Origin of the sequence: Burkholderia cepacia, from assembly GCF_029962485.1 — a bacterium.
GTDB lineage: Bacteria > Pseudomonadota > Gammaproteobacteria > Burkholderiales > Burkholderiaceae > Burkholderia.
Map to the genome: position 1 here is coordinate 1,620,638 of NZ_CP073637.1, position 17,295 is coordinate 1,637,932.

Consider the following 17,295-nt stretch of genomic DNA (forward strand, 5'->3'; position numbering starts at 1 on the left):
GGATTTCCTTACATTAATCTGTCAAAAGTAATTGTTATGGCAACTATTACGCGATGCTACCGCCGGCCGTCTCGCAATAGTTGCTGAGAATGCGGCGCAGCATGCTCTTCAGGAACCCGACTTCTTCCGGCGTAAACCCGTCCAGCACCTGGTCGAGCACGCTGCGGAAAATGGGCGGCAGCCGTTCGGCAAGCGCGCGGCCTTCGTCGGTCAGTTCGAGGCGGACGACGCGACGATCCTCGATGCTGCGCACGCGGGACAGCAGGCCGCGTTTCTCGACCCGGTCGAGCAGGCGCGTGACCGCGCTCGCGTCGATCCCGTATTCGCGCGCGAGCTCGGCGGCCGTCGAGCACTTGCCGACCGCGATCATGAACAGCATGCTTGCCTGCGTGCCCGTGATGCCGAGTTCTTCCTGCGTGCGTTGCGTGACGAGGTTGGTCATCACCGACTTCACGCGCGACATCAGATAGCCGACGCTGTCGTTCATCTGATACGAAGACAGCGGCGAAACGGGCGGTTGGGTAGAAGAATCCGACATAAAACCCTGAAGCTGCAATAGTTGACTAGGCAGCAGTATAGGTACAATTGCTTGCCGCGGCAAATGTTAATCGAACGGCAAAGGGCGCGCTTCGCGGTGCGAAAATCCCTTATCTTGGTAAGGTTTTTCGGCGCGCCGGGCGGCGGTGCATTGGATCGCTTCGCCGGTTCGAGGGGAGGGGGCGGCCCCGGTTTTGTTGCGTCGTGACGTGTCCGTCAGCTCTCGACATTCTCACGTGCTATAATTTGTGGCTTTCCAAGCTGCAACAGCGCGCGCCCGTGAAAACGAGCGGGCGCGTTTGCGCGTTCAAACGATTTCCAGGTTTCTATGACCCGCGCCCTTCGCAATATCGCCATCATCGCTCACGTCGACCACGGCAAGACGACGCTCGTCGACCAACTGCTTCGCCAGTCCGGCACCTTCCGCGACAACCAGCAAGTCGTCGAGCGTGTGATGGACTCGAACGACATCGAAAAGGAACGCGGGATCACGATTCTCGCGAAGAACTGCGCGGTCGAATACGAAGGCACGCACGTCAACATCGTCGACACCCCGGGGCACGCAGACTTCGGTGGTGAAGTCGAGCGCGTGCTGTCGATGGTCGACTCGGTGCTGCTGCTGGTCGACGCGGTCGAGGGCCCGATGCCGCAGACGCGCTTCGTCACGAAGAAGGCGCTGGCGCTCGGCCTGAAGCCGATCGTCGTCGTCAACAAGATCGACCGCCCGGGCGCACGGATCGACTGGGTGATCAATCAGACCTTCGACCTGTTCGACAAGCTCGGTGCAACCGAAGAGCAGCTCGACTTCCCGATCGTCTACGCGTCGGGCCTGAACGGCTACGCGTCGCTCGACCCGGCTGCGCGCGAAGGCGACATGCGCCCGCTGTTCGAGGCGATCCTCGAGCACGTGCCGGTTCGCCCGGCCGATCCGGAAGCGCCGCTGCAGCTCCAGATCACGTCGCTCGACTATTCGACGTACGTCGGCCGGATCGGCGTCGGCCGTATCACGCGCGGTCGCATCAAGCCGGGTCAGCCGGTCGTGATGCGTTTCGGCCCGGAAGGCGACGTGCTGAACCGCAAGATCAACCAGGTGCTGTCGTTCAAGGGCCTCGAGCGCGTGCAGGTCGAGTCGGCCGAAGCGGGCGACATCGTGCTGATCAACGGTATTGAAGACGTCGGCATCGGCGCGACGATCTGCGCGGTCGATACGCCGGAAGCGCTGCCGATGATTACCGTCGACGAACCGACGCTGACGATGAACTTCCTCGTCAACTCGTCGCCGCTCGCGGGCCGCGAAGGCAAGTTCGTGACGAGCCGCCAGATCCGCGACCGCCTGATGAAGGAACTGAACCACAACGTCGCCCTGCGCGTGAAGGACACGGGCGACGAAACGGTGTTCGAAGTGTCGGGCCGTGGCGAACTGCACCTGACGATTCTCGTCGAGAACATGCGCCGCGAAGGCTACGAGTTGGCCGTGTCGCGTCCGCGCGTCGTGATGCAGGAAATCGACGGCGTGCGTCACGAGCCGTTCGAGCTGCTGACCGTCGACGTCGAAGACGAACACCAGGGCGGCGTGATGGAAGAGCTCGGTCGCCGCAAGGGCGAAATGCTCGACATGGCGTCGGATGGCCGCGGCCGCACGCGTCTGGAATACAAGATCTCGGCACGTGGCCTGATCGGCTTCCAGAGCGAATTCCTGACGCTCACGCGCGGCACGGGTCTGATGAGCCACATCTTCGATTCGTACGCACCGGTCAAGGACGGTTCGGTCTTCGAGCGCCGCAACGGCGTGCTGATCTCGCAGGACGACGGCGCGGCCGTGGCCTACGCACTCTGGAAGCTGCAGGATCGCGGCCGCATGTTCGTGAAGCCGGGCGACGCGCTGTATGAGGGCATGATCATCGGCATCCACAGCCGCGACAACGACCTCGTCGTGAACCCGATCAAGGGCAAGCAGCTGACCAACGTGCGTGCGTCGGGTACCGACGAAGCCGTGCGTCTCGTGCCGCCGGTCCAGATGTCGCTGGAATACGCGGTCGAATTCATCGACGACGATGAACTCGTCGAAGTGACGCCGCAGTCGATTCGCTTGCGCAAGCGCTTCCTGAAGGAGCACGAGCGTCGCCGCGCGAGCCGCGAAGGCGCGGTCGACTAAGCGTTTCGACTGTTCGCTGCATGACGGAAAAGGCTGCCTTCGGGCAGCCTTTTTTGCATCTGCGCGATGCGCAACCGGATTGCCTGCAAAACACTGTTCCCGCGGGTCGTGGCAATCCGGCGAAACCCCGTCGCGCGGTGCTTTCAGGCACATTTCACCGTGAACTCCGGTATCGGTTCTGTGATATGCTGCGCGCACGCAAGTTTTAGGTCCTTCCAAGCAAGACTTGATTCGCAATCCGCTAAACGGTCAGGCCGTGTCGCGGAAGGTTGAGTAACCCGCTATTTCTCGAGAAGCTCGAAGAAAGGTGAGCGTAAAATGTCAGATGTAATGAAGCAGTTTCAGCTGAACTCCTATCTGTTCGGCGGCAATGCTTCGTACGTTGAAGAACTGTACGATGCATACCTCAACAATCCGGCGTCGGTGCCGGAGAACTGGCGAGAGTATTTCGACGCGCTGCAGAACGTTCCTGCAACGGACGGCTCGAGTGCCAATGACGTCGCTCATTTCCCGATCGTCGAATCGTTCGCCGAGCGTGCGAAGGCCAATGCCTTCATCCCGCGCGAAAGCAGCACCAACCTTGCTGCAGCGCGCAAGCAAGTTCATGTGCAGTCCCTCATCAGCGCTTATCGCTTCCTTGGCTCGCAATGGGCCAATCTCGATCCGCTGAAGCGTCGCGAACGTCCCGCCATTCCCGAACTCGAACCCGCGTTCTACGACTTCTCCGAAGGCGACCTCGACCAGACGTACAGCGCCAGCAACCTGTATTTCGGTTTCGACCAGGCTTCGCTGCGCGACATCGTCAAGGGCCTGCGTGACACGTACTGCGGCACGATCGGCGCCGAGTACATGTACATCAGCGACCCGGAGCAGAAGCGCTGGTGGCAGGAGCGCCTGGAATCGACCCGCGCGACGCCGAACTTCTCGGCAGACGAGAAGAAGCACATCCTGAATCGCCTGACGGCCGCTGAAGGCCTCGAGCGCTACCTGCACACCAAGTACGTCGGCCAGAAGCGCTTCTCGCTCGAAGGCGGCGAAAGCTTCATCGCGGCGATGGACGAAGTCGTCCAGCACGCAGGCAAGAGCGGCGTGCAGGAAATCATCATCGGCATGGCCCACCGCGGTCGTCTGAACGTGCTGGTCAACACGCTGGGCAAGATGCCGGCCGACCTGTTCGCCGAATTCGAAGGCAAGCACGTCGACGACCTGCCGGCAGGCGACGTGAAGTACCACAAGGGCTTCTCGTCGGACGTGTCGACGCAAGGCGGCCCGGTCCACCTGTCGCTCGCGTTCAACCCGTCGCACCTCGAAATCGTGAACCCGGTGGTCGAAGGTTCCGCGAAGGCACGGATGGACCGTCGCGGCGACGAAGACGGCCTGCAAGTGCTGCCGGTGCAGATCCACGGCGACGCGGCCTTCGCTGGCCAGGGCGTCGTGATGGAAACGCTGAACCTCGCGCAGACGCGCGGTTACGGCACGCACGGCACGCTGCACATCGTCATCAACAACCAGATCGGCTTCACGACGTCCGACCCGCGCGACGCGCGCTCGACGCTGTACTGTACCGACGTGGTCAAGATGATCGAGGCGCCGGTGCTGCACGTGAACGGCGACGATCCGGAAGCCGTGATCCTCGCGACGCAGATCGCGATCGATTACCGGATGCAGTTCCACAAGGATGTCGTGATCGACATCGTCTGCTTCCGCAAGCTGGGTCACAACGAGCAGGACACGCCGGCCGTCACGCAGCCGCTGATGTACAAGAAGATCGCGCAGCACCCGGGCACCCGTGCGCTGTACGCCGAGAAGCTCGTGCAGCAGGGCGTGATCACGGCGGAAGACGCCGACGGCTACGTGAAGGCGTACCGCAAGGCGATGGACGACGGTCACCACACGGTCGACCCGGTCCTGTCGAACTACAAGAGCAAGTACGCGGTCGACTGGGTTCCGTTCCTGAACCGCAAGTGGACGGATGCGGCCGACACAGCCGTGCCGCTCGCCGAACTGAAGCGTCTCGGCGAACGCATCACGACGGTCCCGGAAAACTTCAAGGTCCACCCGCTCGTCGAGCGCGTGATCAACGACCGCCGCAACATGGCGCGTGGCGACCAGCCGCTCGACTGGGGCATGGGCGAACACCTGGCATTCGCGTCGCTCGTCGCATCGGGCTACTCGGTGCGCCTGACGGGCCAGGACTCGGGCCGCGGCACGTTCACGCACCGCCACGCGGTGCTGCACGACCAGAACCGCGAGCGCTGGAACGACGGTACGTACGTGCCGCTGCAGAACATCGCCGAAGGCCAGGCGAAGTTCACGGTGATCGACTCGGTGCTGTCGGAAGAAGCGGTGCTGGGCTTCGAATACGGTTACTCGACCGCCGAGCCGAACACGCTCGTGCTGTGGGAAGCGCAGTTCGGCGACTTCGTCAACGGCGCACAGGTCGTGATCGACCAGTTCATCTCGTCGGGCGAAGTGAAGTGGGGCCGCGTGTCGGGTCTCACGATGCTGCTGCCGCACGGCTACGAAGGGCAAGGTCCGGAACACTCGTCGACGCGTATCGAGCGTTTCCTGCAGCTGTGTGCAGATCACAACATGCAGGTCGTTCAGCCGACGACGCCGGCGCAGATTTTCCACCTGCTGCGCCGCCAGATGATCCGCCTGTTCCGCAAGCCGCTGATCATCGCAACGCCGAAGTCGCTGCTGCGTCACAAGGAAGCGGTGTCGGACCTGTCGGAACTGGCGAAGGGTTCGTTCCAGCCGGTGCTGGGCGAGACCGACGGCGGCATCGACGCGAAGAAGGTCAAGCGCGTGCTGGCCTGCTCGGGCCGCGTGTATTACGACCTCGTTGCGCATCGCCGCGAAGCGAAGGCGAACGACGTCGCGATCATCCGTATCGAGCAGCTGTATCCGTTCGCGCACAAGCAGTTCGAAGCCGAAATGAAGAAGTACGAGAACGCGACTGAAGTGGTCTGGGTGCAGGACGAGCCGCAGAACCAGGGCCCCTGGTTCTACGTCGAGCACCACCTGAAGGAAGGCATGAAGGAAGGGCAGAAGCTGGCATACAGCGGCCGTCCGGCTTCGGCCTCGCCGGCGGTTGGCTACTACGCGAAGCACTACGAGCAGCAGAAGGCCCTGATCGAAGGTGCTTTCGGCCGCCTGAAGAGCGGATCGATCGCGAAATAACCGACGGAAGCGAAACGGGAAGGCGCGCGGCGCTTTCCCGTCTCTTTTGGCCTGCCGGGCGCGTGGCGCGCCGTACCGGCCAAAGGAATCGCACGAACCTCGTCATTACCCAGATTAAGCATCCAGGAAAATCACATGGCTATCGTAGAAGTCAAAGTCCCCCAGCTTTCGGAGTCGGTTTCGGAAGCGACCATGCTGCAGTGGAAGAAGAAGCCGGGCGAAGCAGTCGCGCAGGACGAAATCCTGATCGAACTCGAGACCGACAAGGTCGTGCTCGAAGTGCCGGCACCGGCAGCGGGCGTGCTCGCGCAAGTGCTGCAGAACGACGGTGATACGGTCGTTGCCGACCAGCTGATCGCGACGATCGACACCGAAGCGAAGGCAGGTGCCGCCGAAGCAGCGGCGGGCGCCGCTGAAGTCAAGCCGGCAGCAGCGCCTGCTGCAGCCGCGCCGGTTGCACAGCCGGCCGCCGCAACGGCATCGAGCTCGGCTACGGCATCGCCGGCCGCATCGAAGCTGCTGGCCGAGAAGGGCCTGTCGGCAGGCGACGTCGCAGGTTCGGGCCGCGACGGCCGCGTCACGAAGGGCGACGCGCTGGCCGCTGGCAGCGCACCGAAGGCTGCTCCGGCTGCCGCACCGGCAAAGGCCGCGGCGAAGCCGTCGCTGCCGGAAGTGAAGGTGCCGGCGTCGGCGACGACCTGGCTGAACGATCGTCCGGAACAGCGTGTGCCGATGTCGCGCCTGCGTGCGCGTATCGCCGAGCGTCTGCTCGAATCGCAGCAGACCAACGCGATCCTGACGACGTTCAACGAAGTCAACATGGCTCCGGTCATGGAACTGCGCAACAAGTACAAGGACAAGTTCGAGAAGGAACATGGCGTGAAGCTCGGCTTCATGTCGTTCTTCGTGAAGGCGGCAGTGCACGCGCTGAAGAAGTTCCCGCTCGTGAACGCGTCGATCGACGGTAACGACATCGTCTACCACGGCTACTTCGACATCGGTATCGCTGTCGGCTCGCCGCGTGGCCTCGTCGTGCCGATCCTGCGCAACGCGGATCAACTGAGCCTCGCCGAGATCGAAAAGAAGATTGCCGAATTCGGCCAGAAGGCGAAGGACGGCAAGCTGTCGATCGAGGAAATGACGGGCGGTACGTTCTCGATCTCGAACGGCGGCGTGTTCGGCTCGATGCTGTCGACCCCGATCATCAACCCGCCGCAGTCGGCCATCCTCGGCGTGCACGCGACGAAGGAGCGCCCGGTTGTCGAAAACGGCCAGATCGTGATCCGTCCGATCAACTATCTCGCGCTGTCGTACGACCACCGCATCATCGACGGCCGCGAAGCCGTGCTGTCGCTCGTCGCGATGAAGGATGCGCTGGAAGATCCGGCCCGCCTGCTGCTCGACCTGTAAGCCGAGTCTCACTGCATTGACCCGCTCCGCGGGTTCGCGCCCACGCGCGAACCTGCGGGCGTACAAGTAGAAAGGATTGTCATGTCCAAGGAATTTGACGTCGTCGTGATCGGCGCCGGCCCCGGCGGCTACATCGCCGCGATTCGCGCCGCGCAGCTCGGCAAGACCGTTGCCTGTATCGAGAAGTGGAAGAACCCGGCCGGCGCGCTGAAGCTCGGCGGCACGTGCCTGAACGTCGGCTGCATCCCGTCGAAGGCGCTGCTCGCGTCGTCGGAAGAATTCGAGAACACGTCGCATCACCTGGCCGACCACGGCATCACGGTCGACGGCGTGAAGATCGACGTCGCGAAGATGCTCGGTCGCAAGGACGCGATCGTCGAGAAGATGACGAGCGGGATCGAGTTCCTGTTCAAGAAGAACAAGATCACCTGGCTGAAGGGCCATGGCAAGTTCACCGGCAAGACCGACGCCGGCGTGCAGATCGAAGTGAGCGGCGAGGGTGAAACCGAAGTCGTCACCGCGAAGAACGTGATCATCGCGACGGGCTCGAAGGCGCGTCACCTGCCGGGCATCCCGGTCGACAACAAGATCGTGTCGGACAACGAAGGTGCGCTGACGTTCGACGCGGTGCCGAAGAAGCTCGCCGTGATCGGCGCAGGCGTGATCGGCCTCGAGCTCGGCTCGGTGTGGCGCCGCCTGGGTGCCGAAGTGACGGTGCTCGAAGCGCTGCCGGCATTCCTCGGCGCAGCCGACGAAGCGCTCGCCAAGGAAGCGGCCAAGCTGTTCAAGAAGCAGGGCCTCGACATCAATCTCGGCGTGAAGATCGGTGAAGTGAAGGCGACCGCCGACGGTGTGTCGATCGCCTACACGGACAAGGACGGCAACGCGCAGACGCTCGACGCCGACCGCCTGATTGTGTCGGTCGGCCGCGTGCCGAACACCGACAACCTCGGCCTCGAGGCAATCGGCCTGAAGGCGAACGAGCGCGGCTTCATCGACGTCGACGATCATTGCCGTACGGCGGTGCCGAACGTGTACGCGATCGGCGACGTGGTGCGTGGCCCGATGCTCGCGCACAAGGCGGAAGACGAAGGCGTGCTGGTCGCGGAAGTGATCGACGGCCAGAAGCCGCACATCGACTACAACTGCATTCCGTGGGTGATCTACACGTACCCGGAAATCGCATGGGTCGGCAAGACGGAGCAGCAGCTGAAGGCGGAAGGCCGCGAGATCAAGTCGGGCAAGTTCCCGTTCTCGATCAACGGCCGCGCGCTCGGCATGAACGCGCCGGACGGCTTCGTGAAGATGATCGCGGATGCGAAGACCGACGAACTGCTCGGCGTGCACGTGATCGCCGCGAACGCGTCGGACCTGATCGCGGAAGCCGTGGTGGCGATGGAATTCAAGGCGGCGTCGGAAGACATCGCCCGCATCTGCCATCCGCACCCGTCGATGTCGGAAGTGATGCGCGAAGCGGCGCTCGCCGTCGACAAGCGCTCGCTGAACAGCTGAGCACGGTAAGCGCCTGCCGGCCGCCGGCCGGCGCAACCGTCTCATGACGAGGGCGGGCGGGGTTTCCCGTCCGCCTTCGTTTTTTCCGGTTTGCCCGATGAACGTCACCGAATACTACACGCGCGAACTGACCACGCGCGGCTATCAGTCCGATCCCGCGCAGCGCGCGGCCGTCGATCGCCTGCAGCAATGTTTCGACGAGTGGGTCGAGTACAAGGCGCGCCGCTCGAACGCATTCAAGAAGCTCATCAATCATCCCGACCTCCCGCGCGGCGTCTACATGTGGGGCGGCGTCGGTCGCGGCAAGAGCTTCCTGATGGACAGCTTCTATGCGGTCGTACCCGTGCAGCGCAAGACGCGCCTGCATTTCCACGAGTTCATGCGCGAAGTACATCGCGAACTCGAGGAACTGAAAGGGCAGGCCGATCCGCTCGACGAACTCGCGCGGCGCATTGCGAAGCGCTACCGGCTGATCTGCTTCGACGAATTCCACGTGTCGGACATTGCGGACGCGATGATCCTGTACCGTCTGCTCGACCGCCTGTTCAACAACGGCGTGCAGTTCGTGATGACGTCCAACTACGATCCCGACGATCTGTATCCCGATGGCCTGCATCGCGACCGCATGCTGCCGGCGATCGCGCTGATCAAGGACAGGCTCGACGTGCTGAACGTCGACGCGGGCGTCGATTATCGCCAGCGCACGCTCGCGCAGGTGAAGATGTATCACACGCCGCTCGGCGCGGACGCCGATCGCGAACTGCGCCATGCGTTCGGCAAGCTCGCGGCGGTACCCGACGAAAGCCCGATCCTGCATATCGAGAAGCGCGAGTTGAAGGCGCTGCGCAAGGCGGACGGTGTCGTCTGGTTCGACTTCGCGACGCTGTGCGGCGGTCCGCGTTCGCAGAACGACTACCTCGAACTGGCGAGCCGCTTCCATGCGATCGTGCTGTCCGAGGTGCCGCAGATGTCGCCACGGATGGCTTCCGAGGCGCGCCGCTTCACGTGGCTCATCGACGTGCTGTACGACCACAAGGTCAAGCTGCTGATGTCGGCAGCAGTGCCGGCGGAGCAGTTGTACGTCGAAGGCCCGATGGCCAACGAATTCGCGCGCACGGTGTCACGAATCGTCGAGATGCAGTCGAAGGAGTATCTCGAAACGCCGCGTCGCATCGTCGATACGTCGCTGACCTGATTGCGTTGTCCGGTAATTGGCGGGATTCAAACGTCAATTCCGGTCAAATTCACGCAATCTCGGGGTATTTTCGGATTTGTCTTATATGCATCGTTGAGGTGAGCCGATATCGTTGTGTCATGGTTACCAAGGCTGGAGATGTCCATGACACCGTATCGCGATCTGACCGACCAGGAGTGGCGCTGCGTTGCGCCGCTTCTGCCCGAAATGCAGCCGCGCACCGAGTTGCGCGGCCGGCCGTTGGCCAATACGCGGGCCGTCCTGAACGGCGTGCTGTGGGTGATTTACAGCGGCGCAACGTGGTCCGCGATACCGCGCCGTTACCCGTCGTATCAGACGTGCCATCGCCGCTTCAAGGTCTGGCATGAGACGGGCACGCTGTTGAGTGTGATGCGCGAACTCTATGGCGACCCGGGCGTGAATCTGTGCAATGAATTGTCCGCACGGATGCGCAAGCACACGCAATCGAAGGCGGCGGAGGCACGTAGCAACGCGGTACCCGCGTATCGCACGCAGGGCGGTTATGCCCCTGATTCGCTGAAGCATGCGGCGTGATACCGATCAATTTCTGTTGCGCCCGCACCCAAATAAAATCGGCCTGACGACTTAGTCGCAGGCCGATTTTTCATTGCGCCGCGCGTCTGCGCGCGTGCTGCGTTACTGCTGGCGAACCCAGGTCTGCGACCGGCCGAGCAGCGATACGCCGATGTAACCGCGCACCACGAGTTTCTGGCCGCCGTCTTCAAGCGTCATCTTGCACTTGTAGACCTTGCCGTTCTCCGGGTCGAGAATGTTGCCGCCGTCCCAGTGGTCGCCTTCCTTCTTCATTGCCTTGATGATCGTCATGCCCTTGATGAGCTGATCCTTGCGCTCGTCCGTGCAGGCGGAGCAGCGGCGGTCGGGCGTATCGTTCGCGCCGAGGCCCTTGACGACCTTGCCCGTCAGCGCACCGTCGCCGTCCTCGGCGATCTGCACGAGTGCCTTCGGCTGATGGGTGTTGTCGTCGATCGTCTGCCACATGCCGACGGGATTGTCGGCTTGTGCGAACGTGGGGGCTGCGCAGGCGAGCAGTGCGCCGGCAACGGCGATTGCACGCAACGGGCGGGTCAGTTGAATCATTGTCGTCCTCCTTGTTTTGCATGTCGTGTTCGATTCGCCCGCACGACCGTCTGCATGGGGCGGGCATGTTGCGAGCTTCGCCAGAATACGTGAAACCGCGCGGCAAGTTTGATAGAGGGGACTCTAATCGAAACAGCCCGCGTGACGCGGGCTGTTTGGTGTCCGATCAGTTGAGCTGATACGAGAAGGCGGCGTTGATGCGTGGGCTGCGCGATGCGCTTTCGACGGGCGCGTCGCCGATCGGCTTCGCAACATTCAGGTCGAGACTGTAGAAACGGCTGTCGGTAAATCGCACACCGATGCCGACCGACGACATGCGGTTGGGTGACGGTGTGCCCGAGTGCAGGTAGACGCGTGCCATGTCGTACGCGACGTACGGCGTGATCGATTTCAGATACGTCCAGCCCGGTGTGAAGCCGCGATTGACCTCCAGCGACATCCCCCAGCCCGAGTCGCCCGACGCTTCGCCAGGCTGATAGCCGAGCGCGTAGCGGGTGGAGCCGAACGAGATCTGTTCGGACGTCGGCAGCGAGTCGGGGCTGTATTGGCCGGTCAGCGAAACCGACGTGCCGATCCGGAACGGCCATTCGTTGGTTTGCGTGACAGTCGCGCCGGTACGGACGAAGGTGAGTGAAATCGGATCTGCATATGTGACCCCCACGCCGTTAACCAGGCCGGTCTGTGATTTCGATGCGCCGAGGATGTCGAACGCCTTGGCCACGTTGACGCTCAGTTTTCGCACCTGTTTCGGTTCGACACTGGTGTAGTCGAGTTGCAGTTGCAGCACGCGAACTTGAGACCGGTTGTCGAGCGTATTGCCGTTGAGCTGGCTTTGATAGCGGTCTTCGTTATGCGCTGCGTAGCCCGATACCGTGCCGAGCAAGCTGCGCTGGTTGTTCAGCAGGATTGGGTAGGATGCCGAAAGACCGAGCTTCTCGTTCTTCACAGTGCGCTGAACGGTTGACGGCAGCCCCGGGTTGTCGGTCGGCTTGCCGCGATACGTACTTGCGTCGAGGCGCGTGATCAGGCCGCTGCTGCCGACGGGTACCGCGCCGCTGAACGCGAAGTAGGTCTGCTTGTCACGTCCCGGCGGCGCGAGCGCCGAGATGCTCAGTTGCTCGCCGAATCGCGTAAGACCGTTTTCAGTCGCGGTGATGAGGCCCTGGACGCCCGGGTGGTTGAAGTCGATGCCGGTGCTGACGTTGAACGCCTTGCGGTCGACCGCGAGTTCGAGCGTCGTGGCGCCGTCGGTGGTTTGCGGCGGCGGGACATTCGCCTTCACCGTGAGGCCGGGCAGCAGGCCGAACGTGTTCACGTAGCGTTCGAACGTCGCGCGACGCAGCGGGCGATCGGCCGTGATGTGCGCAGCGATCGCGCGGATCTTCGGTTCCATCGCACCGGGCTTGCCGGTGACCTTGACGTCCGACACATAGCCTTCGACAACCGTGATGCGCACGACGCCGTTCTCGAACGTCTGCGCGGGAACGAACGCGAACGACAGCGCGTAGCCGCGCTCCTGGTACAGCTTCGTCACGCCGTTGGCGGTTTCGATCAGGTCGCCGATCGTGATGTCCTTGCCGACGAGGGGGGTGAAGCGACGCGAGATTTCCTCGAACGGCACCGACTTCACGCCTTCGACCTGAAACGTCGACGGTGTCAGGTGGCGCGACAGCAGCTCCTGTAACTGCGGCGCTTGCGGCGCGACCTGCACGGTCACGTTCGGGCCGGATTTCGGTGCGTTGATCTGGGGAAGGGAGTCGAGCGGGTTACCGCCGACGCGCGATTGTGCATGTGCCGTGCCTGCTGCCGCGATCGCGAGCAGCACCATCCATCTGTCGAGTCTGGATTTCATTGTTCTTCCTCGTAGGCCTTGCTTTTCGTCTTCTTTGTAATGCCGACGCGCGACACCAGGGTGTCGCGCGTCGCGTGCCGCCATGCCGGTTGTGTTTGTACGGCCGCGCCATTCGCTCCGGCTGCGATGGTGCGACCGTCCTCCTTACTTGCCAACGCTACCCAGCGTGCCCAGCAACCCCGTTACCGGTGCCAGCAGGCCCGACGAGCCGCTACCCGAGGAGGCCGTACCCGTGACACTGCCGACCAGCGAGGTGACCGGCGCGAGCGGGCTCGCGCCCCCCGATCCCGCTGCACCGCCCACTGCTCCGGTGACAGTATTCAGCAAACCGGTGACGGGCGCGAGAGGGTTTGCACTGCCTGCGCCGCCCGTTGCGCCACCGAGCGTGCCCGTCACCGTCGACACGAGATTCGTGACGGGGGCGAGCGGGCCGCCGCTGCCGCCTGCCGCGCCGCTCAGTGCGCCGGTGACCGTCGACACGAGGCCGGTGACCGGTGCGAGCGGGCCGCTGCCCGAGCCGCCCGTTGCGCCGCCGAGTGCACCCGTGAGCGAGCCGAGCGGCGTCGACCCGAGACCGGACAGCAGGCCGCCGAGCGGGTTCGTCGAGCCGGAACCCGACGACGTGCCGTTCTGGACGGTCGCCGTCGAGCCGCCGACGAGGCTCGTGATCAGGCCGGGGATCGGTGCTGCGCCGTTCGGGCCGTTCGGGTTGACGAGGCCGCCCGCGTTGGTCACGGTGTTGCCGACCGCGGTCACGAGCTGACCGACGTCGCCGACGAGCGGCTGGCTCGACGTGCCGCCGACCTGCTTGCCCGCCGAGCTGATTGCGCCGCCGACCTGGCCGAGCAGGCCGGAGACGGGCTGGCCGAGACCGGTCGTCGTACCGACCTGTTGCGTGACCTGGCCAGCCGTGATCACGAGCGGCGTGATCGCCGAGCTGATCGGTTGCGTGACCTGCTGGACGGCACCCGACGACAGCGTCGAGCCGATCGTCGTGCCGGCGGCCGTCAGGCCGTTGGCGACCGTATCGAGCACGGTGCCGACCGGCGTCGTGACCGGAGCGAGCGGCGCGAGCGGGCCCGTACCGAGCGCCTTCACCGTCGAGCTCAGGCCGGACACCGTGTTGCTCGTCGCACCGACGACATTGCCGAGACCGGCAACCGTCGTGCCGACCGGATCCTTCGTCGAGCCGATCTGTCCCAGCCCGTTGCTCACGGCATCGGCAGCTGCGCCGACGATCGTGCCGGTGCTGGAGAGCGTGCTGCCGACGCCCTTCGTCACGCCGTCGCCGAGGCCCGGCAGGCTGATGTTGCCGACCGTGCTGCCGAGGTCGGTGGCCGTCTGGCCGACCGTGCTGACGACACCCTTGGTGCCGGTCGGCGAGCCGCTGGTGCCGCTCGTACTGGGCGTACCGCTCGTGCTCGGGTTGTTGTTATTGCTGCTGGTCGGCGGCGAGCTGACGCCGCCGCCGCCGCAGGCGGCCAGCAGGCAGGCGGCGGCGAAGGCGGTGAGGGGGGCGCGCCACTGGCGCAGGGCGACGGTCGTGATGGAACGTTGCTGGGACATGATGGACTCCTCGCTGTCTTTTCGATGAATGGATGTCGGATTACTTGCCGTGCGTGCCGCCAAGCAGGCCGCCGATCAGCGACGTGACGGGTGCGAGCGGGTTCGACGACGAGCCCGAGTTCGTGACGGCACCCGTGCCGCCGCTCAGTGCCGGTGCGCCGACCGTGCTGGTGACCGTGGAGACGACGTTCGTCACAGGAGCGAGCGGGCTGCTGCCGCCTGCGCCGCCCGTCACGCCGCCGAGGGCACCCGTGACCGCGCCGAGGAGACCCGTGACCGGTGCGAGCGGGCCGCCGCTCGTTCCGCCCGTTGCGCCGCCGAGCGCGCCGGTGACCGTTGAGACGAGGCCGGTGACCGGTGCGAGCGGGCCGCCGCTCGTTCCGCCCGTTGCGCCGCCGAGCGCGCCGGTGACCGTTGAGACGAGGCCGGTGACCGGTGCGAGCGGGCCGCCGCTGCCGCCTGCTGCGCCGCCGAGCGCGCCCGTGACCGTCGAGACGAGGCCGGTGACCGGCGCGAGCGGGCCGCCGCTGCCGCCCGCTGCGCCACCGAGTGCGCCGGTGACCGTCGAGACGAGGCCGGTGACCGGTGCGAGCGGGCCGCTGCCGCCGCCCGCCGCGCCACCGAGTGCACCGGTGACCGTCGAGACGAGGCCGGTGACCGGTGCGAGCGGGCCGCTGCCGCCGCCTGCTACGCCACCGAGTGCGCCGGTGACCGTCGAGACGAGGCCGGTGACCGGTGCGAGCGGGCCGCTGCCGCCACCCGTTGCGCCGCCGAGTGTGCCGGTGAGCGTCGAGACGAGGCCCGTGAGCGGGGCGAGCGGGTTGGTCACGCCGCCGGTGCCGCCCGTGAGCAGGCCGCCGACGGCCTTCACGGTATTGCCCGTCGCCGAGACGGTGTTGCCGAGGCCCGTCGTGACAGGGTTGCCGCCGGTCGATGCGAGCAGTGCGCCGGCCTGGTTCAGCCCGTTGCCGACCGTGCCGAGCAGCGTGTTGACGGGGGCGCCGAGGCCGGTCGCCGTACCGATCGTCTGGGTCGTCTGGCCGACCATCGTCGTGATCGGCGTGATGGCCGAGCTGACCGTCTGCGTGACCTGCTGGATCGGGCCGGTCGACAGTGCATTGGTGAGCGTCGTGCCGCCGTTCGATACGGCGCCGCCGAGCGTCGACACAAGGCCGCCGACGGCACCCGTGACCGGTGCGAGCGGCGACAGCGGGCCGCTGCCGAGGCTCGTGACCAGCTTGCCCGTGTCCGTGACTGCGCCGCCGAGCTGGTTGACCACGCCACCCGTGCTGGCGAGCGTGGTGCCGAGCGGATCCTTCGTTGCGCCGAGCTGGCCGAGACCGTTGCCGAGGCCGTTGCCGAGCGCGGTCACCGCGCCGCCGACGCTTTGCACGATGCCGCCTGCGGCTTGCGTGGTGGCCGGGTTGACGCCCGGCAGCGACTGGCTGCCGATGACGGAGCCGAGGCCCGATACGGTGCCGCCGGCACTCGTGATGATATTGCTGCTCTGTGCGAGGACCTGTCCCACCGGGTTCGCCGACACACCCGACGTACCGCTCGTGCCCGAGGAGGTTCCGCTGGTACCGGAGGTGCCGCTCGTGCCCGAGGTTCCGCTGGTACCGGACGTACCGCTCGTGCCCGAGGTGCCGCTGGTGCCGGACGAACCGCTGGTACCCGAGGTGCCGCTCGTGCCGGAGGTGCCGCCACCCGACGTCGAGATCGAATCACCGCCGCCCGAGCTCGAGCCGCCGCCGAGCCCCTGACTGATCGAACCGGAACCGCCGCACGCGGAGAGGGAAAGCATGGCTGCAACGGTGGCCGCGATCAGAGTCGTCCGGAGCACGCCATGAGGGATAACCTTGATGTCCATTTCTTCCTCGCATTAAAGATGTGTTGTGAACTGCGTTGTGTTGGGTGGTGCGAGGACTACTCTGCAACTGTCGTGCCATTTCGATGCCCGACGGTTCGACAACTGGTTTTAAACGAGGCAATTCCTTGTCGGGAAAGGAAGTTATGGAAATTGAAAGATTGTTGAATCTGTTTAAGTGCAGACGAATGAGAACGGTTTCGGCCGTTTCGTAACGTAACGTCACAACATTGGCGTTACGCGTGCGGCGTAACGTGGGAGGCGAGCAGGCTTGGTGGACGAGGCAATTGTTTTACTGGTGGATTAGGCGTGCACATCTAACCTATCGTAAATCCTATGTGTAAGTCGTACCGAAACGCCGTACAAATACGTTGTGCTCCTGAAGACTTTTTTCCGGCAGAGTCGTTAAAAGAGGTTGGAACTTAAATAGGATCGGATATAGAATCCGGAGCAGATGTAAGGAAATGTACGGTTCGGTACACAACGTTCGAGGAGGATCACTATCGCGAATGTTAACTTCCATCAAATTGTGAGCAATGCCCTTTGGGGCGACCTATAAAGAAAGCGCACCTGGTTGTCGTTACAGCAGATGTGGCGAACAGCGGGGCAAGGGCCAGATATGCGGGGATGTATACGTATAAAAGGCCAAAGAACGTAAATACAGGCACGAGGAATAAAAAATGAAAGCACTCATCAAGCGCTTCTTCAAGGAAGACGCCGGGGTTACCGCGATCGAGTATGGGCTGATTGCGGGTCTGATTGCGGTGGCAATCATCGCAAGCGTTTCGACGATCGGTTCGAATCTCGGAACCATGTTCTCGACTATCTCCAGCTGCGTGGCCACGCCTGCTACCTGTAACAAGCCGGCCGCCTGATCTCTGCGTTCCGCTGGGGCTGCG

At 64.1% G+C, this 17,295-nt stretch carries 13 protein-coding genes; 8 read left to right on the forward strand and 5 right to left on the reverse strand.

The features are described 5' to 3' along the window. Nucleotides 1-46: 46 nt before the first annotated feature. Nucleotides 47-538 carry a MarR family winged helix-turn-helix transcriptional regulator gene (locus tag KEC55_RS07500; protein ID WP_114176862.1) on the reverse strand — a complete coding sequence of 164 codons (492 nt, stop codon included), beginning with the start codon at nucleotides 536-538 and terminating at the stop codon, nucleotides 47-49. 327 nt (nucleotides 539-865) lie between these two features. Here KEC55_RS07500 and typA point away from each other — a divergent pair, with 327 nt between their 5' ends. The 6 genes from typA (at nucleotide 866) to KEC55_RS07530 (ending at nucleotide 10,547) form a co-directional block, all read left to right on the forward strand. Next, nucleotides 866-2,692, forward strand: coding sequence for a translational GTPase TypA (gene typA, locus KEC55_RS07505; RefSeq protein WP_176051239.1), 1,827 nt, complete (start codon nucleotides 866-868; stop codon nucleotides 2,690-2,692). 318 nt (nucleotides 2,693-3,010) lie between these two features. Beyond that, nucleotides 3,011-5,875 (forward strand): 2-oxoglutarate dehydrogenase E1 component, encoded by a 2,865-nt coding sequence (locus tag KEC55_RS07510; protein ID WP_282507362.1) that lies wholly within the window; start codon nucleotides 3,011-3,013, stop codon nucleotides 5,873-5,875. Between the two features lie 135 nt (nucleotides 5,876-6,010). Next, on the forward strand, nucleotides 6,011-7,285 hold the full coding sequence (gene odhB / locus KEC55_RS07515; RefSeq protein WP_282507363.1) for a 2-oxoglutarate dehydrogenase complex dihydrolipoyllysine-residue succinyltransferase: 1,275 nt from the start codon (nucleotides 6,011-6,013) through the stop codon (nucleotides 7,283-7,285). Between the two features lie 81 nt (nucleotides 7,286-7,366). Further along, entirely contained in the window at nucleotides 7,367-8,797 is a 1,431-nt protein-coding gene (lpdA, locus tag KEC55_RS07520) for a dihydrolipoyl dehydrogenase (RefSeq protein WP_176051242.1), read from the forward strand. Nucleotides 8,798-8,894: 97 nt separating this feature from the next. After that, complete coding sequence (zapE, locus tag KEC55_RS07525) at nucleotides 8,895-9,992, forward strand: cell division protein ZapE (protein WP_176051243.1); 1,098 nt, start codon at nucleotides 8,895-8,897, stop codon at nucleotides 9,990-9,992. Between the two features lie 144 nt (nucleotides 9,993-10,136). Further along, entirely contained in the window at nucleotides 10,137-10,547 is a 411-nt protein-coding gene (locus tag KEC55_RS07530; protein WP_282507364.1) for a transposase, read from the forward strand. 102 nt (nucleotides 10,548-10,649) lie between these two features. On the opposite strand, the gene KEC55_RS07535 is transcribed toward KEC55_RS07530, so the two are convergent. From KEC55_RS07535 to KEC55_RS07550, 4 genes are all read right to left on the reverse strand, one after another. Next, the gene (locus KEC55_RS07535; RefSeq protein WP_176051245.1) at nucleotides 10,650-11,111 is read right to left on the reverse strand and encodes a DUF2147 domain-containing protein; all 462 of its coding nucleotides are present in this window, start codon (nucleotides 11,109-11,111) and stop codon (nucleotides 10,650-10,652) included. A gap of 166 nt (nucleotides 11,112-11,277) precedes the next feature. Next, nucleotides 11,278-12,963, reverse strand: a complete 1,686-nt coding sequence (locus KEC55_RS07540) for a ShlB/FhaC/HecB family hemolysin secretion/activation protein (RefSeq protein ID WP_282507365.1) — start codon at nucleotides 12,961-12,963, stop codon at nucleotides 11,278-11,280. 144 nt (nucleotides 12,964-13,107) lie between these two features. Then, entirely contained in the window at nucleotides 13,108-14,529 is a 1,422-nt protein-coding gene (locus KEC55_RS07545; RefSeq protein ID WP_282507366.1) for a collagen-like triple helix repeat-containing protein, read from the reverse strand. A gap of 40 nt (nucleotides 14,530-14,569) precedes the next feature. Further along, on the reverse strand, nucleotides 14,570-15,982 hold the full coding sequence (locus KEC55_RS07550) for a collagen-like triple helix repeat-containing protein (protein ID WP_432626292.1): 1,413 nt from the start codon (nucleotides 15,980-15,982) through the stop codon (nucleotides 14,570-14,572). A 106-nt stretch (nucleotides 15,983-16,088) separates the two neighbouring features. On the opposite strand from KEC55_RS07550, the gene KEC55_RS35100 reads away from it, so the two are divergent. Both KEC55_RS35100 and KEC55_RS07555 read left to right on the forward strand, forming a co-directional pair. Next, nucleotides 16,089-16,292 (forward strand): hypothetical protein, encoded by a 204-nt coding sequence (locus tag KEC55_RS35100; RefSeq protein ID WP_432626286.1) that lies wholly within the window; start codon nucleotides 16,089-16,091, stop codon nucleotides 16,290-16,292. A 784-nt stretch (nucleotides 16,293-17,076) separates the two neighbouring features. Further along, the gene (locus KEC55_RS07555; protein WP_282507368.1) at nucleotides 17,077-17,271 is read left to right on the forward strand and encodes a Flp family type IVb pilin; all 195 of its coding nucleotides are present in this window, start codon (nucleotides 17,077-17,079) and stop codon (nucleotides 17,269-17,271) included. The last annotated feature ends 24 nt before the right edge of the window (nucleotides 17,272-17,295 follow it).